The 24396-nt window shown below is 31.1% G+C and carries 18 protein-coding genes; 4 read left to right on the top strand and 14 right to left on the bottom strand.

Going from position 1 to position 24396, the window contains the following annotated elements:
- Window positions 1-95 precede the first annotated feature (95 nt).
- The 6 genes from INR78_RS03300 to rpsO all read right to left on the bottom strand — a co-directional run bounded on the left by INR78_RS03300 (window position 96) and on the right by rpsO (window position 7330).
- Window positions 96-1298, bottom strand: coding sequence for a glutamate-5-semialdehyde dehydrogenase (locus INR78_RS03300; protein WP_223077451.1), 1203 nt, complete (start codon window positions 1296-1298; stop codon window positions 96-98).
- 12 nt (window positions 1299-1310) lie between these two features.
- Window positions 1311-2087, bottom strand: coding sequence for a glutamate 5-kinase (proB, locus tag INR78_RS03295; protein ID WP_223077450.1), 777 nt, complete (start codon window positions 2085-2087; stop codon window positions 1311-1313).
- Window position 2088: 1 nt separating this feature from the next.
- Entirely contained in the window at window positions 2089-2922 is an 834-nt protein-coding gene (gene proC, locus INR78_RS03290; RefSeq protein ID WP_255593140.1) for a pyrroline-5-carboxylate reductase, read from the bottom strand.
- A gap of 234 nt (window positions 2923-3156) precedes the next feature.
- Window positions 3157-4566 (bottom strand): glycosyltransferase family 2 protein, encoded by a 1410-nt coding sequence (locus INR78_RS03285; RefSeq protein ID WP_255593111.1) that lies wholly within the window; start codon window positions 4564-4566, stop codon window positions 3157-3159.
- Between the two features lie 111 nt (window positions 4567-4677).
- The gene (locus tag INR78_RS03280; protein ID WP_223077449.1) at window positions 4678-6903 is read right to left on the bottom strand and encodes a polyribonucleotide nucleotidyltransferase; all 2226 of its coding nucleotides are present in this window, start codon (window positions 6901-6903) and stop codon (window positions 4678-4680) included.
- A gap of 157 nt (window positions 6904-7060) precedes the next feature.
- Entirely contained in the window at window positions 7061-7330 is a 270-nt protein-coding gene (gene rpsO, locus INR78_RS03275; protein WP_027881040.1) for a 30S ribosomal protein S15, read from the bottom strand.
- 203 nt (window positions 7331-7533) lie between these two features.
- On the opposite strand from rpsO, the gene INR78_RS03270 reads away from it, so the two are divergent.
- Window positions 7534-8631, top strand: a complete 1098-nt coding sequence (locus INR78_RS03270; protein ID WP_223077448.1) for a PAS domain S-box protein — start codon at window positions 7534-7536, stop codon at window positions 8629-8631.
- Window positions 8632-8687: 56 nt separating this feature from the next.
- On the opposite strand, the gene accD is transcribed toward INR78_RS03270, so the two are convergent.
- The 3 genes from accD to INR78_RS03255 form a co-directional block, all read right to left on the bottom strand.
- A complete protein-coding gene (gene accD / locus INR78_RS03265; RefSeq protein WP_223077447.1) occupies window positions 8688-9545 on the bottom strand; it encodes an acetyl-CoA carboxylase, carboxyltransferase subunit beta in 858 nt (285 codons plus the stop codon).
- Between the two features lie 229 nt (window positions 9546-9774).
- Window positions 9775-10842 carry a class II fructose-bisphosphate aldolase gene (gene fbaA, locus INR78_RS03260; RefSeq protein ID WP_223077446.1) on the bottom strand — a complete coding sequence of 356 codons (1068 nt, stop codon included), beginning with the start codon at window positions 10840-10842 and terminating at the stop codon, window positions 9775-9777.
- A 111-nt stretch (window positions 10843-10953) separates the two neighbouring features.
- A complete protein-coding gene (locus tag INR78_RS03255; protein ID WP_223077445.1) occupies window positions 10954-13485 on the bottom strand; it encodes a BamA/TamA family outer membrane protein in 2532 nt (843 codons plus the stop codon).
- A gap of 150 nt (window positions 13486-13635) precedes the next feature.
- On the opposite strand from INR78_RS03255, the gene INR78_RS03250 reads away from it, so the two are divergent.
- Complete coding sequence (locus INR78_RS03250) at window positions 13636-14352, top strand: RNA methyltransferase (RefSeq protein WP_223077444.1); 717 nt, start codon at window positions 13636-13638, stop codon at window positions 14350-14352.
- Between the two features lie 4 nt (window positions 14353-14356).
- Here INR78_RS03250 and INR78_RS03245 read toward each other — a convergent pair whose 3' ends face one another.
- Window positions 14357-15076, bottom strand: a complete 720-nt coding sequence (locus tag INR78_RS03245; protein WP_223077443.1) for a porin family protein — start codon at window positions 15074-15076, stop codon at window positions 14357-14359.
- A gap of 5 nt (window positions 15077-15081) precedes the next feature.
- Window positions 15082-15810, bottom strand: coding sequence for a bifunctional demethylmenaquinone methyltransferase/2-methoxy-6-polyprenyl-1,4-benzoquinol methylase UbiE (ubiE, locus tag INR78_RS03240; RefSeq protein WP_223077442.1), 729 nt, complete (start codon window positions 15808-15810; stop codon window positions 15082-15084).
- Window positions 15811-15928: 118 nt separating this feature from the next.
- Here ubiE and trkA point away from each other — a divergent pair, with 118 nt between their 5' ends.
- Window positions 15929-17278 carry a Trk system potassium transporter TrkA gene (gene trkA / locus INR78_RS03235; protein ID WP_027881048.1) on the top strand — a complete coding sequence of 450 codons (1350 nt, stop codon included), beginning with the start codon at window positions 15929-15931 and terminating at the stop codon, window positions 17276-17278.
- A 4-nt stretch (window positions 17279-17282) separates the two neighbouring features.
- Window positions 17283-18788: a TrkH family potassium uptake protein gene (locus tag INR78_RS03230; protein ID WP_106680045.1), complete on the top strand. Its 1506-nt coding sequence runs from the start codon at window positions 17283-17285 to the stop codon at window positions 18786-18788.
- Here the strand turns inward: INR78_RS03230 and INR78_RS03225 are convergent, their stop codons facing one another.
- The 3 genes from INR78_RS03225 to INR78_RS03215 all read right to left on the bottom strand — a co-directional run bounded on the left by INR78_RS03225 (window position 18789) and on the right by INR78_RS03215 (window position 24278).
- On the bottom strand, window positions 18789-21500 hold the full coding sequence (locus INR78_RS03225; protein ID WP_223077441.1) for a T9SS type B sorting domain-containing protein: 2712 nt from the start codon (window positions 21498-21500) through the stop codon (window positions 18789-18791).
- Window positions 21501-21982: 482 nt separating this feature from the next.
- Window positions 21983-23173: a pyridoxal phosphate-dependent aminotransferase gene (locus INR78_RS03220; RefSeq protein ID WP_223077440.1), complete on the bottom strand. Its 1191-nt coding sequence runs from the start codon at window positions 23171-23173 to the stop codon at window positions 21983-21985.
- Window position 23174: 1 nt separating this feature from the next.
- A complete protein-coding gene (locus INR78_RS03215) occupies window positions 23175-24278 on the bottom strand; it encodes an acyl-CoA desaturase (protein ID WP_223077439.1) in 1104 nt (367 codons plus the stop codon).
- Window positions 24279-24396: the final 118 nt, after the last annotated feature.

The following is a 24396-nucleotide window of genomic DNA, read 5'->3' as shown; positions in this document are numbered from 1 at the left end:
AATAGAGTGATTTATTTAATGTGAATAATTTGCTATCAATAGTTATACGTAAGACAATTACTTTTTGTTACAAAAAAGTTTAATTTTTTTAAAAATTAACTTGTTCTTATGTGTCCGTCACCAAAGACGTAGTATTTATTTGTAACTAATTGCTTTAATCCTAATGGACCACGATGGTGTAACTTATCTGTACTAATAGCAAGCTCTGCACCAACACCCATTTGTCCGCCATCTGTAAATCGGGTAGATGCATTATGGTATACAGCTGCACTATCTACTTGCTGCATAAATTTTTTAGCTAATTCTTTATCTTCTGTTATTATTGCTGCCGAGTGACCTCCAGAATATTTATTTATCATGTCGATAGCGTTATCTTCATTATTAACTTCGGCTAGCATAATTTTCATAGCTAAAAACTCTTCGTACCAAACGTTGTTATCTTTCACTTGAGTTTCATTTGGAAGAATTTCACTTACATTTTCATCTACTAAAATATCCACACCGAGTTTGTGTAACATGGTTTCTAATTCTTGTATTTTCTTTTCGTATTCAGGGATATTCTTATCGATTAATACTTTATCAAGTGCGTTACATCCTGAAATTTTATCGGTTTTGGCATTAACAATTACTTTTACGGCTTTTAACCAATCTGCGTCTTCTGCAACGTATAAAAAGTTGTTACCTCTTCCGCTAATTAATACGGCGCAAGTAGCATTGTCTTTAACAAATTTAATTAAGCGTTCTCCACCACGCGGTACGATTAAATCTATTTTTTCTGGTGGGTTTTTTAAGAAATCTTGTGTTTCTTCTCTTTTTAAATGTAATAATTTAATCCAATCTTTTGATAATCCATTCTCTTCTAAAGCTTGATGCCAGCATTTTTCTAAAATAATATTACTGTTCACAGCTTCTTTACCACCTTTTAATAAGATTTTATTATTGGCTTTAAAGGCTAAAACAGCAGCTTCTATAGTTACATCTGGTCTAGACTCATAAATGATAAGAATAGTACCAAATGGTGCTGTTTTGTTGGTGACTTTAAGTCCGCTATCTAAAGTTAAATCAGAAATAGTCTGTCCAACAGGATCCTCTTGATCTCTAACTTCTTGTATGGCTTTTATCATACCGTCAACCTTTGCGTTATCAACAACTAAACGGTCGTATAATGCTTGGTCTTCTTTATCAAAAGCGTCTAAATCTTTTTTATTTTCGGCTATAATTTGATGTCGTTCTTTATCAATAATAGTTATCATTGAATCTAGAACTTTATTTTTTATGTTTTTATCTAATAATTTCATTTTCAATTTTTTTTAGTGAATAAATTTTGTTCCTATTTCTTTATCGTCTACAATGTCTACAATTACATTTTCTCTTTTACCATTGGCGATATAAGTAGGAATATCTTTTTTAGCGGTTCCCTTGGCTATTTTTAATTTTGAAGCCATACCACCACGTCCTTCGCCTTCTTTTTTACCAGAAGCTTTGACGTATTTTTCTACATTTTGATCAACAGTAACCTCTGTGATTTTTTCTGAATCTTCATCATCTGGATGACCGGTATATAATCCGTCTGTGTCAGATAAAATTATTAACCTATCTGCGTCTATTAATTCTGCAACTAAACTAGCTAACTCATCATTATCAGAAAACATAGACATACTTAAAGAAACGGCGTCATCCTCATTAGCAATAGGAGTTACACCTTCTGCCAATAAACCTTGATAGCAGTTTATCATGTTCTCACGGTGTTTACCAGCATCAAAATCTCTTTTGGTTGCTAAAACTTGGGCACATCGCATCCCATAATCATGAAAAATACTATAATAATGACGCATTAAACGAGGTTGTCCTACAGAAGAATAAATTTGACGTCTTATAGCTTTATCAGTTGCTTTGATTTCGCCTAAGACTTCTTTTCCTGCAATTGCAGAACCAGATGAAACTAGTACAACGTCTATATCTCTTTCATTTAAAACAGAAATTTGTCTTACTAATTCTCTTAAAACAGGTCCTAAAATTCGGTTATCTTTATTTGTAAGAACGTTGGTTCCTACTTTTACTACAATTTTTTTAATATCGTCGTCCATTTTATTTGTCTTTACCTAATTCTACAGCTCTATCAAACGCAGCATATGCAGCATCTTGTATTAACTGTTTTACATTATTATCTTCCATACTATCTATTGCAGCTTGTGTTGTACCTCCTTTAGAAGCAACTCTGTTTATCCAAGATTTTGGAGATAAATCTGACTGATTAAAAAGTTCTATTGCACCTTCAAAAGTATTGCTTACTAAAATCTTAGAATCGTAATCTGAGAAGCCCATTTTTAATGCAGCTTCTAACATAGATTGCATAAAATAGAATACGTATGCTGGTCCACTACCAGAAATTCCTGTAGAGGCATCGATAAATTTTTCTGTATTAACATGAATAGAAGTACCTGTAGTATCTAAAAGGTTTCTAACCATGATTAACTCTATTTTACTAACAGCGTCAGATTCTGTGTAAGACGTTACACCTTTACCAACTTTTGCTGGAAGGTTAGGCATTGCTCTTACAACTTTAATAGCGCCTAATTGTTCTTTAATTGTATCTATTGTTACACCAGCCATTAATGACACAATAATTTGTTGGTTGTTAATTTTTGGCTTCATTTCTTTAAATAAATCCTCGCTATGATATGGCTTTACAGCTACAAAAACGATATCTGCTTTTGGTAAACAATCGTCTAAATTATCATAAACATCAAAATGAGGTTCTTTACTTAAAGTTTCGATCTTTTTTGGATCAGTATCAAATATTTTAAGATTATGCTTACCTAAAAGTGGTGAGCTAGCCATACCTTCAGAGTATGTTAATCCCATATTTCCTGCTCCAATAACTAATACTTTCATGTTTTTTAAAGTGTTGGTTTTAAATATTATACACTTATTGTTGCACAAGGACTGTACGGAACACCCGAAAAAAAGAATTAATTTTAAAAATTGTTATATGTGAAAATTATTTAATTAAAGTTTGAAGGTTTCTCAATTATTGAGTAAAATCCTTAGTGTATTTTGAAAAATTAATAAAATTAAAAACTGACATAGTGTCGCAAAAATGAGGTTTTGTCAGTTTAAATTATAGTCTGTGCCAATTAATTACTTTAATATTAACTAGCGTGTTAACCAACCAGGTTTTCTAGCTGTTGCTATTGCATAAGGAGTTATCCAGAACAATGCAAATGTGTACACAATGCTATATGTAAATGCCCAAAACCCTTGTAGTGATTTATATCTAGTAAAAAAGAACAGTAATGAGAATGATGAAATTATTAAAATACTAAATAGAGTAGTACCTAAAAATAATAAAGGATGAACCATTACAAAAAATAACATGAATAAGACAAATGGATAACTTAGAAGTAAATTAGAAAATTGACTGATAAATAATAGTCTTGCTCCTAGTTTATTGTTTTTTCTAAAATTAGTAAATACGTATTTAGACATTTCTAGATTTTCTCTTACATTACTTCTAGACCATCTTATAAACATTTTATATAGTCCAGGATATTCTTCTGGAACATTAGTGTAGGCAATAGCATTACGTTGAAATAGAACATTTTTTCCTTGTTTTAATATCATATTTGTTAAAGCTCTATCTTCACCAATATCAGATGGTTTTCCCATAAATTTTTGATTAATCCACTGTTCTAAGCACGCTAATACTGCATCTTTTTTGTATGCTGCTAGCGCACCAGGTGTACATAATACGGTGTTTAAGTTGCTTTCTGCAGATCTTACAAACTCAAAACTCATTACAAAACTAACATCTAGCATTTTAGGGATAATTCGTTTTTTATTGTTTAGTACTCTAATATTTCCTGCTACAGCAGCACAATTTTTGTCTTTAGAAAATGGACTAACAAGGTTGCGCAATGTATCTTTAGTTACAATAGAGTCGCTATCAATTGTTACAAAAACGTCTCCTTTACCTAAATTGAAACCACGATATAGAGCATGCCTTTTTCCTTGGTTTTTTGGTTGCTTGAAAATTTCTAATTCATCTTTAAGCTCTTCTTTAGCTTTCTTAATCCATGACCAAGTATTGTCTAAGCTACCGTCATCTATAGCTATTAATTGTAGTTTGTTTTTTGGATAATCACTTTTTGAAATGCTTATTAATGTATCATATACTTGTTTACCTTCGTTATATGCAGGAATGATTACTGTGCATGTTGGTAAACTTTGATCTTTAACAGATTCTATAGGTTTATAATTAAAATAGTTATAAGTGGTATATATGAAAAAAAACGCTTTGTATATAAATAAGGAACTAGCAATGATGAGAAAGCTTAGACCCAATAAAGATTCTTTTCTATTATTATTGAATGCCTCTAAGTCTGCATAAAAGATAGAAAGTAAGTACAGTCCAAAAGCAATAAAAATAAACGAACTTATTAATATCGCTCTATTTTGAGTGTTTTCAGTTTTGGTTTTTGGAGTTGATAAAAGTTTTTTAATTGATTTGAAAAATTTGTTTTGGTTAAGTGTTAAGTTGTGCATAAATAAATGATTGTTTATCATATTTACGCCTTAATCTAAAGTGTAGATTTTGATAAATTAATTTTTAAGAAAACTTTATAAAAAAACCTCGTAAAGAATTACGAGGTTTAATTTTTTAGTTTTAAAAAAGAATTAGTCTTTTTTGTCATTTCTAGGTTTTCTGTCGTCACGTTTGTTGTTTCGTTCACGATTTCCACCTTTATTATTATCACGTTTAGGTCTGTCTTGCCAACCTTCTGGTTTTGGTAAAATAGCTTTACGAGATACTTTTTCTTTTCGTGTTCTTGGATCAATACCAAAGTATTTTACATCAAAAACGTCTCCCATGTTTACAACATCAGATACATTTTCTGTACGTTCCCAAGCTAATTCGCTTACGTGTAATAAAACTTCGTTTCCTGGTGCTTCTGTATATTCTACAACAGCTCCAAAATCTAACATTTTAATCACTTTTACTTCGTAGATGCTACCAACTTCTGGTTTAAATAACATTGCATCAATACGAGCTAAAACAGCATCTATACCTTTTGAACCAACACCTAAAACTTCAACAATTCCTTCTTCAGTAACAGGATCTTCATTGATAACAATAGTAGTTTCTGTTTCTTTTTGTAACTCTTGAATATTCTTTCCGCCAGGACCAATAAGTGCTCCAATAAATTCATTAGGAATACGTCTTGTTACCATTTTTGGTGCATGACCTTTAACGTCTGCATTAGGTTCTGCAATAGTATCAGTTAACTTACTTAAGATGTGTAAACGACCATCGCGAGCTTGTTTTAGTGCATTTACTAAAATCTCATATGATAATCCTTTAACCTTTATATCCATTTGGCAAGCTGTAATACCATCTGCGGTACCAGTTACTTTAAAGTCCATATCTCCTAAGTGATCTTCATCACCTAAAATATCAGATAATACAGCATATTTACCAGATTCTGTATCGGTAATTAATCCCATTGCAATACCAGAAACAGGCTTCTTTAATTTAACACCAGCATCCATAAGTGCCATAGTACCAGCACAAACTGTTGCCATAGAAGAAGAACCGTTAGATTCTAATACTTCTGATACTACACGTACTGTATATGGACAATCTTCTGGTACCATACCTTTTAAAGCACGTTGCGCTAAGTTACCATGACCAACTTCACGTCTAGAAGTACCTCTAATTGGTCTTGCTTCACCTGTCGAAAATGGAGGGAAGTTATAGTGTAAATAGAAACGCTCTTCACCTTCAAAAGATGGCATGTCTATTTGGTTAGCTTCTCTACTTGTTCCTAAAGTAACGGTTGCTAATGCTTGTGTTTCTCCACGAGTAAAGATAGAAGAACCATGTGTTGATGGTAAGTAATCTACCTCACACCAAATTGGTCTAATCTCTGTTGTTTTACGACCGTCTAAACGTAATCCTTCGTTTAAAGTTAAGTCACGTACAGCAGCTTTTTCAGCTTTGCTGTAATATTTTGAAATTAAATCGCCAAAATCTTCAACCTCTTCTTCAGAGAATGAAGCGATTATTTCTTCTTTAATTTCGGCAAATGCAGCACCACGTTCGTGCTTAGAAGATCCTGCTTTTGCTACAGCATATACTTTATCGTATGCCATATCGTGGATCTTTTTAGCTAAATCTTCGTCTGCTCTTTCTGGTTCGTATTCTCTGGTTTCTTTTTTACCAAATGCTTCAGCTAATTTTGTCTGAGCTTCACACTGTATTTTAATAGCTTCGTGAGCAGCTTTGATAGCTTCTGTCATTTCCTCTTCAGAAATCTCATCCATTTCACCTTCTACCATCATTACAGAGTCTGCAGATGCACCAATCATCATGTCTATGTCAGATTCTGCTAATTGTGCTAATGTTGGGTTGATGATAAATTCTCCATTAATACGTCCAACTCTTACTTCTGAGATTGGAGTTTCAAAAGGAATGTCTGAAAGTTGAATAGCGGCAGATGCAGCTAAACCAGCCATAGCGTCTGGCATAACTTCTGGGTCATGCGACATTAATTGAATCATTACCTGAGTTTCGCTGTGGTAATCTTTCGGGAATAATGGACGTAAAACACGGTCTACAAGACGCATAGTTAGTACTTCTCCATCGCTTGGTCTTGCTTCTCTTTTAAAGAAACCACCAGGATAACGACCAGCAGCAGCAAATTTTTCTCTATAATCTACTGTTAACGGTAAGAAATCTACGTCTGCAGCTTTATAGTTGGAAACAACTGTACATAATAACATACATTTTCCTGATTGCACAACAACAGAACCATGAGCCTGTTTTGCAAGTTTTCCGGTTTCGATAGATATTTCTCTACCGTCCCCAAGGTCAATGACCTCTTTGTAAGTTTTTGGAATCATAAATTTTTTAATTCTAATTAAACAATGGTCGTTGTGTTGTTGTGTAGTTGTTGTGTGACCAATGAAAAACTATAATTAGCTTCTTCAATTCCGATAGTTATACTCGTTCGAAAGCGAGTTATATAATGAAAAAAAGAGGCGCGAAGCCTCTTTTTAATTATTTTCTTAATCCTAATTCTTTCACTATTGCACGATATCTCATGATATCTTTTTTAGTTAAATAGTCTAAAAGCGCACGACGCTTACCTACCATTTTTACAAGAGAACGCTCTGAGTTAAAATCTTTACGATTCTTTTTTAAGTGTTCTGTTAAGTGGTTAATTCTGTAAGTGAATAATGCAATCTGTCCTTCTGCAGAACCAGTATCGTTTGCTCCTTTACCGTGTTTTGCGAAGATTTCTTCTTTTTTTTCTTTTGATAAATACATGCTAATATTATTGTAAATGATTGTTATGTACACGAAAGGTTATCTTTCGAGCGGCAAATATAAGTATTTTTATTAAAACTCTATATTTAAATGTATAAAACATCTAATTAGATATTTTTTTAATTTTTTTTGAGTTTATATCGAGTTTTTTTGATACTTAACTCTTAATGATGTAATTTTATGACGCTATAAATCAATGTATTATGAACTTCGAAATCGAAAAGGTCAAAAACGATCTTTTTGAAAATATCTTTAACCAAGCTAAAGAAGGGATTGCTATTGTTAGTTTAAAGGGAGAATGGGTAAAAGTTAATGCTAGTGTGCTAAATACTTTAGGTTATACTAAAGAAGAGCTTTATAGTATGACTTTTAAAGAGATTACCCATAAAGATGATCTTGATATAGATTTATCTAAGATGAAATCTTTGCTATCAGGGACTATACCTAGCTATTCTATGAAAAAAAGATATTTTCATAAAGATGGTCGTATAATTTGGACTAGGCTAAGTGTGTCTTTAGTTAAAGACAATTTAGATAAACCTCAATATTTTATTTCTCAAATATCAGATATAAGTCAAATGATAAAAAATGAGAATAAATTAAAATCAATGCTAGATATCGTAAAGATTCAAAATGAGCGTTTATCTGATTTTACAGAGATTATTACCCACAATTTAAAAACTCATGTATTTAATTTATCTACACTTGTAGATTTTATTGAAGAGGATATTCCTGAAATAAAGCCTAGAGAAGATTTTAAAATGCTAAAAGACTCGGTCACTAATTTAAATGATACCGTACTTCATTTAACAGAAATATCTAAAATTAAAACAATTAAAGAAAATAAGTTAGATAATCTTAATTTATGCGAATACGTTAGCAAAACTATTTACAATGTAAGTGCTTTAGCAAAAAATATTGATTGTAAAATAGTAAACAAAGTTGAAGCTAATTGTGAAATAAAAGCTATACCAGCCTATTTAGATAGTATTATTCTTAATTTTTTGACAAATGCTATTAAGTATAGATCTAATGAAAGACCATTAGAAGTGACTATTGAAAATGAAATAAAAGGACAATTTAATATTTTAAAAATTAAAGATAATGGCTTAGGTATAGACTTGGATAAGTTTGGAGATAGCTTATTTAAGTTATATAAAACGTTTCATTATAACAAGGATGCAACTGGTGTTGGTTTATTTATAACAAAGAATCACGTAGAGTCTATGGGAGGAAAAATTGAAGTTGAAAGCCAGGTAGATAAAGGAACTACTTTTAAAATTTTCTTTAGAAAAGGATGAAATTAAATATATGATTTATAAAAAAAAGACCTTTGTAAAAAGGTCTTTTTTTTATTTTAAGCTCTTAACGGCTGATTAGTTATTAAGTCTATGTACTTATTAACTTTGTTTTTTAAATCTTTACGATGTGTAATAAAATCTAAGAAACCATGCTCTAATAAAAACTCTGAGGTTTGGAAGCCTTCTGGTAACTCTTGTCCTGTAGTATCACGTACAACACGTGGTCCAGCAAATCCAATTAATGCACCAGGTTCTGCAATATTTATATCTCCAAGCATAGCAAAAGAAGCAGTAGTACCTCCAGTTGTTGGATCTGTACATAATGAGATGTAAGGTATACCTGCATCTGCAAGTTGTCCTAATTTAGCAGATGTTTTAGCTAACTGCATTAATGATAAAGCAGCTTCCATCATACGTGCACCACCAGATTTAGATATAATCATAAATGGAAGTTTTTTCTTTAATGCATAATCTGCAGCACGAGCAATTTTTTCTCCAACAACACTACCCATAGATCCACCTATAAAAGCAAAATCCATACAAGCAATTACTAAATCTTTTCCTTTAGATTTACCGACAGCGCAACGTACAGCGTCTTTTAAATTTGTTTTCTTTTCAGCAGCTTTTAAACGGTCTGGATACTTTTTTGTGTCTTCAAATTTTAAAGGGTCTTTAGATGTTAGGTTAGCATCTAGCTCTTTAAACTTGTTATCATCAAATAAAATTTCAAAATATTCTTTACTTCCTATTCTTACGTGGTATCCATCCTCTGGACTTACATAGAAATTTTTCTCTAATTCTTTAGAGTCTACTATTTTACCAGTTGGAGACTTATACCATAAGCCTTTAGGAGTGTCTTTTTTTTGTTCTGTAGAGGTTTGTATACCTTTTTCTTTTCTTTTAAACCAAGCCATATTGATTTACGATTTTTATTTACGGTTTTAAAATTATGCTTGAAAAACCGGTTTTGCTATTAGTTAGTTTTTAAATAATCAAGCGTACAAAATTACAGTATTTATTATTTAATCTCAAAAAATTGAAATGTTTAACTGTTAATTTTAGACTTGTAAACATATAAAAAATCCTGCTTAACTAAATGGTTATAGTATATAAGCAGGATTTATTTGTTTTAAAATTTAACGTTTAAAGTGTATTTACGTTATTTAAATCTTCAAATGCTTGTTTAAGACGACTTACAAATGTTTGTTCCCCTTTACGTAGCCAAACACGTGGGTCATAGTGTTTTTTGTTAGGAGAATCTGGTCCATCAGGACTACCAATCTGAGATTTTAAATAATCTGCTTTTTCTCCCATATAATCCCTAACACCAGACATAAATGCATATTGCATATCTGTGTCTATATTCATTTTTATAACACCGTAACCTATAGCTTCTCTAATTTCTTCTAAAGTAGAACCTGATCCACCATGAAATACGAAGTCAATATGGTTGTGTGGTAAATTATATTTTTCTGAAATATATTCTTGAGAATTTTTAAGAATTTTTGGAGTTAACTTTACATTTCCTGGTTTATAAACTCCATGAACATTTCCAAATGCAGCAGCAATAGTAAATTGATCACTTACTTTGCTTAACTCTTCATAAGCGTAAGCTACTTCTTCTGGTTGTGTGTATAGTTTAGACTCGTCTACATCACTATTGTCTACACCATCTTCTTCACCGCCTGTAATACCTAGTTCTATTTCTAAAGTCATTCCCATCTTGCTCATTCGCTCAAGATAAGTTTTACAGATTTCAATGTTTTCTTCTAAAGGCTCTTCACTTAAATCAATCATATGAGAGCTGTAAAGCGGTTTACCTGTTTCTTTATAGTGTTGCTCACTAGCGTCTAACAATCCGTCAATCCAAGGTAATAATTTTTTTGCGCAGTGATCTGTATGTAAAATTACAGGAACACCATAAGCGTCTGCCATTTGGTGTACATGTTTTGCACCTGCAATACTACCAGCTATAGCAGCTTTTTGATCTTCGTTACTTAAACCTTTACCAGCGTTAAATTGAGCACCACCATTTGAGAATTGTATAATAACAGGAGCGTTTAATTCTGCTGCAGTTTCTAAAACACCGTTAATTGTATTAGATCCAATTACGTTAACAGCAGGTAATGCAAAGCCTTTTTCTTTAGCTAGTTTAAAAATTTCTTGAACTTCTTTTCCGGTTGCAACTCCAGGTTTAATGTTATGAGCCATTTTAATTTAATTTGTTGAATTAGTAATGTTTGTAAAAGTAATGAAATTAGATGTTATTTTTAAGTTTTTAGGTACAAAACCACGCAAACGTTATCGCAAAATTAAGACTGTTTAGAATGGATAATTTATACCAATATTATAGACTGCGTTAGAGAAGTTATAATCTTTAAACCATCTATTACCTTCTGAATAAGCAGGATTATAGGTTTTAAATCCGATGTCGCCACGTAGTACAAAAAAGCCAAAATCGTACCTTAATCCAAAACCAGAACCAACAGCTATGTCTTTTAAAGAGTCAAATCCAGAAAACGTTGCCCGGTCGTCTTCAATATCATCAAAAACGTTCCAAATGTTTCCTGCATCTACAAATAAAGCGCCGTTTAAATCACCAAATAGGTTAAAACGTTGTTCTGCGCTAAGAGCAATTTTAAAGTTAGCTTCATTAAACTCGTTTGTAGTGTTTAAACTACCTGGTCCTAAGTTATATGCTGTCCAAGCTCTGTTATCATTAGCGCCACCTGCAAAGAAACTTTTTGAGAAGGGTATGTTGGTCGAATTTCCGTATGGTATTGCAATACCCACAAAACTTCTTACTGCAAAAACGTTTTTGTATCCTAGACGCCAATGCTTGATATAATCAAATTCGGTTTTTACGTATTGGGAAAAAGCTACATTAAAAAGCTCGTATTTATCATTGTCATTTTTTTCTACACCAATTAAAGAAGATACTGTAGATAAGAAGTTACCTGCTAATTCTAGTTTAAGTCTTAATATAGAAAAATCTTCATCTAAAAGATTATCTCTTCTATCTTTTACGTAGTTAAAGTTAGTAGAGAAGATAAGGTTGTCTTCTGTTAATCTTATTTTTCTTTCGGCAATTGCATTTGCAGCTGTTAAATCGTCATTAGATAAAGTGTTGTTGTATGTTCCGTTTCTAATTTCATTTAAAAAATTATCTGCTTGTGTTGGTATACCTAAGGTTTGGTTTGTAGCTATAAAACCACTGTTTTGTGCAATTTCATTTAAAGCATCAAAAGAGTTTTGATAAACGTTAAAATAGTTTGCGGTGTTTAGGTTTTTTACAAATTGAATATTAAAAAAATCTAATCTATTTGTAACTTTTTTACTAGGATACCATTGGTAGTTAAAGATGCCAGTAAACGTTTGTCTATCTAGACCAATGTTTGTTTGGCTTGATGCCGAAAGAGAAATTTTTGTACTAGGAAACATGGATTTAGGAATGATCTTTTCGGTATTAATAGGAAAGAATATCCTAGGGAAACTTAGTTTTAAATTAGCTCCAAGCTCATTAATATCAAAAAATTGATCATTACCATTATTTGCATCTTTTGAAGCACCAATAGATGCAAATCCAGAAAGCTCTAACGTTTCTGCACCTCTAAACACATTTCTAATTAATAAACTTGGATTAAAAGAAAATCCTACAGTTTGTATGTTGCTTTGAAACGTTTCTGCACTAATGCCTAACTCAAACTTTTTTAATGGTGTTAGATAAATATTTGCTGTTAGCGTAGTGTCTTGATTTTCTACATATTCAATATTTGGATATTTAAACGTACGTAGATTACTAATTAATCGTGACGTTAATGGTCTTGCTTGGTCTTTAAAAATGGTGTTTGGCGAAATAAAAACAGCATTTGTAATAGCTTTAGGTTTGTATCTTAATTTACCAACGCTATATATATTGTAACCGTCATAATTTACAGAGTCTGTTAAAGTTGCATTTCTGTTTTTAAAAGAGCTATTGGTATAGATGTTTACATCTTTTATGCTATAAATTTTAAAGGGTTCTCGTCTAGATTCGTCTTCTTCTCTTATTAAACGGTTATCTATGACCGTTTCTAAAGTCATAGTGCTGTTACCTCTTAAAGTATCAGACACATAGCGTACGTAATCTTGAGAAAAATGATAAACACCATTATTACGCATAAGATTTGTTATGCGGTCTTCTTCGCTATAAAGATAATTGTCTTTAAATTGTTTACCTGCTTTTATAAAGCTTTCATTTTTATGTTCGTCGTAAATTTTTTTTACTGAAGGTGATGCGATTGTTGCATATACTGTATCTAAAATAAAAGGACTTCCTGTTTCTATTTTATAGTCAACCGTACCTCTTTTGTTGTCTTTTCTGTTTATTGTATAATCGGTTTTTACATTAAACCAACCGTTAGACTTATAATAATTTTCGAGGTTTTTTGTAGATTTTTTAGTTAACTCTTCATTGATTACTACTGGAGCTTCACCTGTATTTTTAATCCATTTATTAAAATTAGATTTGCTTTCTATAAGTTTATCTAATTGTTTTCTAGAAAGTAGTTTTGACTTACGTTCCATTTTTTCTGGATTGTTGTAATACTTCTCCATTAAAATAGAATCTATATTAGGTCTAGCTATATTGTAAATAAATAGACGTAAAGGCGTTTTTATTAAAGGTATGCGAGTGTTTGGTTTTTGTACAATAGTGTTAGAGATAGTGTCGTTTGCTATTTTTTCTCCATTTATAATTAAATTGTTTTCTGTTAAAAGATGCTGATTTTCGCCAACACGTTTAACCGAATTACAGCTGTTAAGCAACGTAACAATTAATAAAAAAACGATTATTTTTGGTTGAAATGTTTTCAATGATGTTTTAAAAAGCTAAGCAATTTTAATCAAAAGTTGTGCCTCTTATTTAAGGTTAGTTCAAAAATACATTAAATATTGAATAAAGCTTAGGTGTAAATCTCTAAACTCCTTTTTTTTCTGTTACTTTATAAAAAAATTAAGATAAAAGTGATTTCTAAAAATCAGATTAAAAATATAACGCGTTTACAGCAAAAAAAATATAGACAGCAAGAAGGTTTATTTATTGCTGAAGGTGTAAAAGTGATTAATGAGTTTTTAAATTCGACATTTAAATTAGTCGATTTGTTTACCACTAAAACTTTTAATGTTGATAACGAAACACTAATAACCGAAGCAGAACTAAAAAAAATTAGTGCTTTAAAAACGCCAAACACAGCTTTGGCGGTTTTTGAAATCCCTAAACTATCCTTAATAGAAAGTAAAGGGTTGATAGTAGCTTTAGATGATTTAAGAGATCCAGGAAATCTAGGAACTATAATTAGACTTTGCGATTGGTTTGGTGTAAAACAATTATTGTGTAGTAAAGAAACTGTAGATTGTTTTAATCCAAAAGTCGTACAAGCAACCATGGGAAGTTTAACACGTGTTAATGTGTTTTACATAGATTTAAATCATTATTTAGAAGAAACTAAACAGACTGTTTTTGGAGCTTTTATGGATGGTGAAAATGTTTACGCATCTAATTTACCTGCCGACGGTATTTTAGTATTAGGTAATGAAGCCAATGGTATTAGTCAATCTATTGAAAAACATGTGAATAAACGTATTAGCATACCAAGATTTGGAGATTTGCAAGCAACAGAAAGCTTAAATGTAGCTACAGCAGGAGCTATTTTGTTAAGTGAGTTTAGAAGAAGTAATTAAATTTTTATTGAACTGTAAAATTTATAAAAACTCCGCGAGTTTGCATTTTGTTTATGTTACTTGTCCAAGGACTATTTGGGTCTTTATCTCTGATAAGTTCGTCATTTAAAGCAAAGACACCACGTATTGATGGTGTAAACTTAAAACGATCTAAATAAAAATCTATACCAAACCCTAGCTCATAAAACTGTGCGTTTTTTTTCATTCTAAATTCTCCAGCAGAATTATCGTCAGGATTTTTTTCGTTGCTAGATAAATTAATAGCTGTAGATATACCAGTCAGGATAAAAGGTTTTATATTATTAATCCTTTTAGTTGAAATTTTTAAAAGTAAAGGAAAATATACATAAGTAGATTTTACTTCTCGTAGTAAGTCAGAATCAGACACTTCATCTTCAAAATTATCAAAGTAATTAATAGAGTAGTTTAGGTTACGTTGAGATATTACTAAACCAGGCTCTAAACGTAAGTCAAAATGATCATTAATGCGTAAGTTACCAATTAAACCTACGTTAAAACCAACACTTCGTTCAGTTTGTATGTCGCCTAAATTGCTGTTATAATCAAATTTAAAGTCTAAATTATTAAATCCTAAATAATAGCCCCAACTTAAGGTGGATTTGTCTACACTTTGTAGGTTTTGTACTTTTTCTTTTGAAAATAACTGGGCATTAGACGTTGTTATGCTTGATACAATAAAAAGTAAAGAAAAAATATATTTCATGTAAATTATTGTTTTGATGCTGTATAGATTGTAGCTACACCAAATGTTTGTGGTTTATCTTCCACATTAATAAACCCAATATTACGTAAAATATTGTTTAAAGCTTCACCATAAGGAAAAACAGAAGCACTTTCGCTTAAATATTTGTAAGCCGTTTTGTCTTTAGAAAATAGTCTGCCAATGCTTGGTAGGATAAATTTAGAATAGGCTTTGTACCCTTGTTTAAAAGGAAATTTAGTAGGCACAGAAGTTTCTAAAATTACAAAAGTACCACCAGGTTTTAATACGCGTAAGATGTCCTTTAAACCATTTTCTAAAGTTTCAAAATTTCTTACCCCAAAAGCAACAGTTATAGCATCAAAAGTGTTGTCTTCAAATGGCATGTTTTCAGAATCGCCAATAATCATTTTAACACGATTGTCTAACTGTTTAGCTTTGACTTTTTCTTTACCTACTTCTAACATTCCTGGACTAATGTCTAATCCAACAATTTCTTCTGCAGAAGTTTCGGCTAAATTTATAGCTAAATCACCTGTTCCTGTTGCAATATCTAAAATAGTTTTAGGTTGTTGTTTTTTAACTATTTCAACAACTTTTTTTCGCCATTTAATATCAATTCCAAAAGAAATAACACGGTTTAAACCATCATAATCTTTAGAGATTGTATCAAACATTTTTGTGACTTGTTCTTTCTTGCCTAAGTCACTATTTTTATAAGGATTTACTTTTGTCAAAACTAAATTTTTGGCAAAGATAACGCTTTACATATTCTCTTAAAACTTCAAAAGGATAATTATTTAAGGCTTAAATATTTAAAATATTTATCTTTGTACCCCATATTTTATACAATCTATGAAAATAATTATTGCAGGAGCAGGTGAAGTTGGATTTCATTTAGCAAAACTACTGTCTTACGAGTCTCAAGAAATTACTTTAATTGATACCGATAGAGAAAGCTTAACTTACGCAGATAACCATCTTGATATTAAGGTTATTAAAGGAGATGCAACATCTATTGCCATTTTAAAAGAATCTAGGGTAGAAGCATCAGATTTATTTATAGGTGTAACCGCTTCAGAAACTACAAATATTACAGCTTGTGTCCTTGCTAAACAATTAGGAACAAAAAGAACAATTGCAAGAATTTCTAATACCGAGTTTATTAAGCATAAAGATGAAGTTGGTTTTACAAGATTTGGAATTGACGAGCTAATTTCTCCAGAAAGTTTAGCAGCATCAGAGATAGAATTGCTTTTAAATCAATCGGCTTTTAAAGATAGTTACGAGTTTGAAGATGGTGCATTAACCATGGTGAGTTTAACGTTATCTAGAACAGCTAATTTTGTTGGTAAAACTGTAAAAGAGGCTGGACAATTGTTTTCAGAAATTCATTTTGTACCTATTGCAATACAACGTTTTGGAACACAATACACAATTATTCCTCGTGGTGATACCGAGTTTAGAGAAGGAGATAGCGTAGTATTTATTACAAGTGAAGGTGGAGATCAAGAATTGTGTAAAATGACAGGTAAAACTAATGCATCAATTAAAGATGTAATGATTCTTGGTGGAAGTAAAATAGGATTTAAAACTAGTAGAGATTTATCTGCAAATGGGTTTAATGTTAAGCTTATAGAAAACAATAAAGATAGTGCTTTTGATCTAGCAGATGAGCTGCCAAAAGTATTAGTTATAAATGGAGACGGACGTAATGTAGAGTTACTTGAAGAAGAAAATATTAACGATATGGATGCATTTATATCGGTAACTGGTAACTCTGAAACCAATATTATGTCTTGCTTAGTAGCTAAGTCTAAAGGTGTAAGAAAGACAATTGCTTTAGTAGAAAATATGGATTATTTTGAATTATCTCAATCCATAGGAATAGATACGCTTATTAACAAAAAACTTCTAGCAGCCAACAACATATTTAGATATATACGTAAAGGAGAAGTAATAGCAATGACAAAACTAAACAACATGAATGCAGAGTTGTTAGAGTTTAAAGTCAAGCCAACATCAAAAATTTGTAATAAATTAATTAAAAATGTAGAGTTTCCTAGGTCTGCAATTGTTGGTGGTGTTATTAGAAATGGAGAAGGGTTAATAGCATTAGGAGGATTTAAAGTAAAAGAAGGAGATTACATTGTTGTTTGTTGTCTGCCAAGATCTATTAAAGAAGTAGAAAAATTATTCTTGTAACTACATGGGAAAGCGACTTCATCTTAACTATAAAATTATATTTTATTTTTTTGGGCTACTATTAGTTTTTAATGGTGGTTTTATGTTATTATCATCTTTGGTAAGTTTGATTTATCAAGATGGAGTAACGTTACAAATTTTTCTTTCAGGAATTGTAACCTTAATTTTTGGTCTCTTTGGAATGTTACATCATCGTAACCATAATAAAGAGATGAATAAACGTGAAGGTTATATTGTAGTAGCTTTTGGTTGGGTTGTAATGTCTCTTTCTGGAGCAATACCCTATGTTGCAACTGGAGCAATACCTAACTTTACAAGCGCTTTTTTTGAAACCATGTCTGGTTTTACTACAACAGGAGCGTCTATTTTAAATGATATAGAAGTCGTACCAAAAGGAGTTTTGTTTTGGAGAAGCCTAACGCATTGGATTGGTGGTATGGGAATTATCGTTTTAGCAGTTGCAATTCTTCCTTTATTAGGAATTGGAGGAATGCAGTTATTTGCTGCCGAAGCACCAGGACCAAGCGCAGATAAATTACATCCACGTATTACAGACACAGCTAAAAGATTATGGCTAATTTATTTTGGATATACAGCAGCTGAAACGATTTTACTTAAAGTAGCAGGAATGAGCTTTTTTGACGCTATTAACCATTCAATGAGTACGCTTTCTACAGGAGGTTTTTCAACTAAAAATGCAAGTGTTGCCTATTGGAATGATAATCCTTTAATCCAATACATCATAATATTATTTATGTTCTTAGCGGGTACTAACTTTGTTTTAAGTTATTATGCATTTAAAGGAAAAGTGCAAAAGATAATTAAAGATGAAGAGTTTAAGCTGTATTTTAAATTTATAGCAGTTTTTACACTAGTTGCTTCTCTTTTAATTTATTTTAAAGCTGATATTTCAATGTCAAGTATATCTCATCCTCAAGTATTAGGAGAAGGAGAAAGTGCTTTTAGACATGCTTTATTTCAGGTGTTAACAGTTGTGACTACTACAGGTTTTATTAGTGCAGATTATTCTTTATGGACACCATTTTTAACAGTTATGTTTTTTGGTTTAATGTTCTTGGGTGGATCTGCAGGTAGTACTTCTGGAGGAGTTAAAGTAGTACGTCATTTAGTAATGATAAAAAACGGTTTCTTAGAATTTAAAAGAACACTGCACCCAAACGCTATTTTGCCTGTTAGATATAACCGTAAATCGGTCTCTGGTATTATTGTATTTAACATCCTTGGATTTTTTATTCTTTACATGATTTCTTTCATTACAGGTGCATTAGGTTTTTCTATGATGGGATTTGATTTTGAGTCTTCTATAGGTATTGCAGCTTCTAGTTTAGGAAATGTTGGTCCTGCATTAGGTGTTTTTGGACCAGTAAATAATTATGCTGCTTTGCCACCAATTGGACTTTGGTGGTCTAGCTTTTTAATGTTAATTGGTCGTTTAGAATTATTTACTGTGCTAATTTTATTTACACCGTTTTTTTGGAGAAATAGGTAGTTACCTTTTCAAGGTAAAATGCCCAGATTTTTCAATTATTTGGTCATTTTTGTCAATTAATGTTGCTTTATACCAATAGTCAGAATTAGGTAATAATGTACCATTATATTTACCATCCCAACCATGTCTAATAGTCTTTAAGCTATAATTATATAATCTTTTACCATATCTGTCATAAATCGTAATTTCTACTCTTTTGTAAAGATTATCATTAATACCATAAACAATCCATTTATCGTTTATTCTGTCATTATTTGGTGTGAAAAATTTTGGAAAAAATATATATGAAAACTGAGTATTAATAGGTCTTTCGCAATCATTAATATCTCTTACATAAATATCAATAACACCAGGTGTTATATTTTGAAATACATAATTGTTTCCTTGTCCAACATAAGTTTGGTCGTCTAAAGAAAATTCATAAAGACTATTTCCATCAACAGATACATAAAGTGTTGTGCCATCTATAGATATATTTTTAAAAGTAACATTTTCAGGCTCTTGTACAGTAAAATCTTTAGAGTAAGAACAGGTTAATCCATTTTCTGTTTTGGTAACTGTAACATTATAATCGCCTGAGGATTGTATTTGAAATAGTCTTTGTGTAGATAATATGTTTCCGCTACTATCAGACCATGTCCATGTGTTATTAGAGCTGTTTCCATCTAATATTGGATTGTCTTGTAAATAGCATAATAGATATGAGTCTTGTATATCTAGGTTTATTGAAGAATTAACTATTAAATCCATAGTAGCTATTCTACCACAACTACCGTTTTCGTCTCTAACTATAATCCAAATAGCTCCACTACTTGATGTATACTCACTTTCTAACGGATTATTATTTGTTAATGCGTTATTATATGAATCGTAAAAACTAATTTGATCTGTTTCTGAAACGTTTAATAAAGTATTTATTTCATCCATTTTTTCATTAAAATCAAAATAGCCTAAATTATTATTAGTAACATCGTCAGAATCTTCACAAACTATATAAGGTGAAATTGTTACAAGTGGTTGAAATTGTGTTTCTATATTGAAACTTTGTATGTTCTCACAGTTTTTATCTGTTGTAATCTTAACAAATATTTCTTGTGGGTTAGTTGTGTTTTCAAAAAATTCAGGATTTTCAATTTCATTTGTGCCATTTTCAGCATCTTGTATAGATGTGTAAAAATTTAGTTGATAACCTTCAGTTATTTCTTCGTTTAATTCATCAATATCAAAACCATAGTGCACTTCGTTTAAATTAAATATAGATGTTTCGTCAAAGTCGTTATCACATTGTAACATCGAGTAAGAATCTTCAAGATTTATAACTGGATAAGCTATAACTTCTTTGTATAAATCAATAACTTTTGATCCAACTGTTATCACTGCTTTAACAATGTAAGTCCCTGCTTCTTGATATTGATGTGATGGGTTTAAGCCAGTGCCTGTTGTGCCATCACCAAAATCCCATGTAGCATTTGTTATCGTTGCATATGCATCTAAAGAAAAGTTAAGAGTGGTATAAAAACAGTCATTTTTTACAATAATTCTATTTCTAAAATATGATGTTACAAAGTTTGGTAATCCTTGTGTTGTTCTTGACTCTTCAAATATTATTTGTGAAGGATTATATTCTATATTATCAAAATCTTCCGGATTATTTATTACACTTAGATGCTTAAGAGAATAAGGTTGTCTATCTGCTAAATAATTAGTCATGTAAATTTTAGAGTTACTTGCTAATTGTAGATTTCCAAAACTTCTTTTATCTGAAAATTCGATTAAAACTTTATCATTAAATGGCTGGTTTACGTCAATAAAGTATTTGTGTAAAAAACCATTCCCATTAAAATTACCTGAAAAATATAATATTTTAGAGTCTGCAGAAAACTCAATGCCTTCAACATTAACAGGAGTAAAAATATAGCCTGCGTTGATAGAGCTTAATTGGTTGATATCATCATTATCCATATTAAAACTATATAGTTTTACATAAGTAGATGTTCTGATATCTCCCACAGCAATATACTCTCCATTTGGTGAAAATTTAATTGGGCCTAAAGTGTTTTCAAAAGGTTGGTCTATAACTATGTAATTGGATAGATAGGCTAAAGAGTCAATAAATGCTCCGTAAGCACCGACAGTAATAATAAAAAATGCATTGTAGTTGTCGTTACTTGGATTGGTTTTTCCTATCCCGACAGCTTTAACAGAGTTAGTCTCAGGTGAGTAAACAGCAGTGATTCGTTCAGTAGAAGATGTAGTAATTGTAACATTTTTATCAGTTACAACACCTAAAGGATTTTGGTTACTAAACACTACTTTAGAAAAGAATATTCCTCCACTACTTGTGTCAATCTTTGTAGTAAGGATAAAATATATATTCTCATTATTTGGATCTGGAATAATTATACTGGATTGGTTGTTTTCTATTTCAGCATTTAGTCCTTCACCATTATCCATTATTTCATGGTTCTTATTCCAAACTGTTTGACCATTAGTGTAAAACATTAAATTTCCATCTCTATCAGATATACTAGAACAGCCTGCAGGAGTAGACATGCTACTGTCATATTGAATATTTACTTGAGCAAAGTTAAAGTCTAAGCCAGAATAGTCTCCAAAATACCAGTTATTAGTCTCGTTTTGAGCATAAAAGGATTTGCTAAAAATGAAAAGTAATATGAATAGGGGTTTGTATTTACAAAGTAAATATTTCATGGATTTTTTTCTTTTTAATAGCAATGAAATACTAAGATAGAAAAAAGAAACTAATTTGAGGTTAAAAAAAAGAATTTGTTGTTATAATTATCTGATATGTAACTTTTTAAATAAAACAGCTACTTATATATAAAGGGTTTGTTTAACTATAAATGTCAACTATTATGTTTGGTGGTTCATCTTCTTCTGTAATTAAAAACAATAGAAACTTATTAAAAAATAATAAGAGAGAGAAGTTTGTGTATAAAAGAAGTAAGCATAATAAAGTGGAAAAAGAAAAGTTTGATCACTTAATTTTAAATACAGAATATTGTCAAAATATTAGAAAAAAAATGCGAAAAGAGCACAGAATTAGAAGGAAAAAACAAATTGTTTCTCTTTTGTTAATAATGTTTCTTTTAATTTTAATTCTCTATTATTATTCGTAAAAAAAAAGACCTTAAAAAATTAAGGTCTTTATGATTATATATTGTAAAACATTTTTAGCTAACAGCTTCCTTTATTCTCTGTATTGCTTCTTTAATTTGTTCTTGACTTGCAGCATAGCTAATACGGATACAGTCAGGATTACCAAACGCATCACCTGTTACTGTTGCTACTAGAGCTTCTTCTAATAAGAATAAAGAAAAATCCGTAGCGTTATTAATTGTTTTTCCTTTTAAAGTTTTTCCGAAAAAATAAGATACATTAGGGAAAACATAAAAAGCGCCTTCTGGTACATTGGTGTTAAAGCCTTCAATATCACTAAGTAAATCTAGAACTAAGTCGCGACGTATCTTAAACTCGTCTATCATAAATTTAACAGCGCTTGGGTCTGCATTTAATGCAGTAATAACAGCACGCTGTGCAATACAATTAGCGCCACTAGTAACTTGACCTTGCATTTTATTACATGCACGAGCTATCCAATCTGGAGCGCCAATGTAACCAATACGCCATCCGGTCATAGCAAATGCTTTAGATACGCCGTTTACTGTTATTGTTTTTTCAAACATACCGTCTACACTAGCCATACTTGCATGGGAAGAGTTTGTGTAGTTGATGTGCTCATAAATCTCATCTGAAACTACATAAATATTAGGATGTTTTTTTAAAACTTCAGCTAAACCTTCTAATTCTTCTTTGCTATAAATAGATCCACTTGGGTTGCAAGGAGAGCTAAACCAAATCATTTTAGTTTTTGGTGTGATAGCAGCTTCTAATTGAGCTGGAGTCATTTTAAAATCTGTATCAATAGTTGTTGGTACTTCTATTGGTACGCCTCCATTTAGCTTTACAATGTCAGAGTAGCTTACCCAATAAGGACAAGGTAAAATAACTTCGTCACCTTCATTTAACATTACCGCAGCTACATTGGCTAAGCATTGTTTAGCTCCTGTAGAAACAACTATTTGTGGTAATGTGTAAGTAAGATTATTATCACGTTTAAACTTAGTAATTATAGCTTCTTTTAACTCTTGGTAACCGTCTACTGGTGTGTAAGAATTATAATTGTCATTAATAGCTTGTATGGCAGCGTCTTTAATAAAATCTGGAGTATTAAAGTCAGGTTCGCCTAAACTAAGTCCAATAATATCTTTTCCTTCACTTCTTAATTCTCTTGCTTTAGCCGCCATAGCCAAAGTAGCAGAAGTAGACATGTTTAAAATTCGGTTAGAAAGTGGTTGATTCATCTTATGCTTGTATAGTGGTTGGTCTTTGTCCCATTTCTTTTAAAAATTTAAAATGAGCAATAACAGCTTTACGTGTTGTTTTATATTCGTTGTAAGGTAAATTAAACTCTTTAGCGGTGTTTTTTACTATTTCGGAAATTTTACCGTAGTGAACGTGACTAATATTTGGGAATATATGATGTTCAACCTGATGATTTAATCCTCCTGTAAACCAGTTAATAATTTTGCTTTTTGCTCCAAAATTAACTGTAGTTTTTAACTGGTGAATTGCCCAGGTGTTTTTCATTGTGCCATCTTTTTCTGGTAATGGCATTTCAGCCTCATCCATAACGTGCGCTAATTGAAATACAACACTTAAAATCAAACCAGCTGTATAATGCATGATGAAGAAGCCTAAAAGAACCTTCCACCAAGCAAGATCAAAAAATACTAAAGGAATAATAATCCAAATAGCGATATAAACTAATTTTGAAATTACTAATTTACTCCAATTCCAAACAGGATTAGGAAATTTTCCATAGGCTAATTTACGTTTCATGTAACGTTTCATTTGTTGCCAATCTGTAGTAATTGCCCAATTAATGGTTAATAAACCATATAGTAAGATAGAGTAGTAGTGTTGAAATTTATGGTGTTTTCTCCATTCTGTATGTTCAGAAAAACGTAAAATACGACCTGCTTCTAAGTCTTCATCATGTCCATGAATATTTGTGTAAGTATGATGTAAAACGTTGTGTTGTACTTGCCAGTTGTAAACATTACCGGCTAAAATGTAAATGCTGCTTCCCATTAAACGGTTAACCCATTCTTTATTAGAAAAAGAACCATGGTTACCATCGTGCATCACATTCATGCCAACTCCAGCCATACCAATACCCATAACAATAGTTAAAAGTAATTGAGCCCAACCAGGAATGTTTAAGGTCATAATTAAAAAATATGGAGCTAAAAACATAGTAAACATAACTATGGTTTTAAGCCAAATACGCCAGTCTCCTGTACGTTTAATGTTGTTTTCTTTAAAATACTTGTTTACTCTTTTATTAAGTGTTCTAAAAAAGTTTGCAGAATCTGTTCTTGAAAAAGAAAGTGTTTGCTTTGTCATTGCTATTAATTATTTATTTTATAACGTGTAAGAGCCAAATTTTATTGGCTGTAAAGATATGTAAATATGTAAAAGCAAGCGCAATGTTTTAGTGTTAAATGTCTATTTTTGCCTAAAT

Source organism: Mesoflavibacter sp. SCSIO 43206, from assembly GCF_019904215.1.
Taxonomy (GTDB): domain Bacteria; phylum Bacteroidota; class Bacteroidia; order Flavobacteriales; family Flavobacteriaceae; genus Mesoflavibacter; species Mesoflavibacter zeaxanthinifaciens.
Note: the sequence above shows the minus strand (reverse complement) of the source record. Positions and strands in the feature narration are given on the sequence as shown.

What these genes read in the sequence shown, in the direction of transcription:
- INR78_RS03300 (WP_223077451.1), bottom strand. Translation starts at nt 1,298, where the DNA reads ATGAAATTATTAGATAAAAACATAAAAAATAAAGTTCTAGATTCAATG.
- proB (WP_223077450.1), bottom strand. Translation starts at nt 2,087, where the DNA reads ATGGACGACGATATTAAAAAAATTGTAGTAAAAGTAGGAACCAACGTT.
- INR78_RS03285 (WP_255593111.1), bottom strand. Translation starts at nt 4,566, where the DNA reads ATGATAAACAATCATTTATTTATGCACAACTTAACACTTAACCAAAAC.
- INR78_RS03280 (WP_223077449.1), bottom strand. Translation starts at nt 6,903, where the DNA reads ATGATTCCAAAAACTTACAAAGAGGTCATTGACCTTGGGGACGGTAGA.
- rpsO (WP_027881040.1), bottom strand. Translation starts at nt 7,330, where the DNA reads ATGTATTTATCAAAAGAAAAAAAAGAAGAAATCTTCGCAAAACACGGT.
- INR78_RS03270 (WP_223077448.1), top strand. Translation starts at nt 7,534, where the DNA reads ATGAACTTCGAAATCGAAAAGGTCAAAAACGATCTTTTTGAAAATATC.
- accD (WP_223077447.1), bottom strand. Translation starts at nt 9,545, where the DNA reads ATGGCTTGGTTTAAAAGAAAAGAAAAAGGTATACAAACCTCTACAGAA.
- fbaA (WP_223077446.1), bottom strand. Translation starts at nt 10,842, where the DNA reads ATGGCTCATAACATTAAACCTGGAGTTGCAACCGGAAAAGAAGTTCAA.
- INR78_RS03245 (WP_223077443.1), bottom strand. Translation starts at nt 15,076, where the DNA reads ATGAAATATATTTTTTCTTTACTTTTTATTGTATCAAGCATAACAACG.
- trkA (WP_027881048.1), top strand. Translation starts at nt 15,929, where the DNA reads ATGAAAATAATTATTGCAGGAGCAGGTGAAGTTGGATTTCATTTAGCA.
- INR78_RS03230 (WP_106680045.1), top strand. Translation starts at nt 17,283, where the DNA reads ATGGGAAAGCGACTTCATCTTAACTATAAAATTATATTTTATTTTTTT.
- INR78_RS03225 (WP_223077441.1), bottom strand. Translation starts at nt 21,500, where the DNA reads ATGAAATATTTACTTTGTAAATACAAACCCCTATTCATATTACTTTTC.
- INR78_RS03220 (WP_223077440.1), bottom strand. Translation starts at nt 23,173, where the DNA reads ATGAATCAACCACTTTCTAACCGAATTTTAAACATGTCTACTTCTGCT.
- INR78_RS03215 (WP_223077439.1), bottom strand. Translation starts at nt 24,278, where the DNA reads ATGACAAAGCAAACACTTTCTTTTTCAAGAACAGATTCTGCAAACTTT.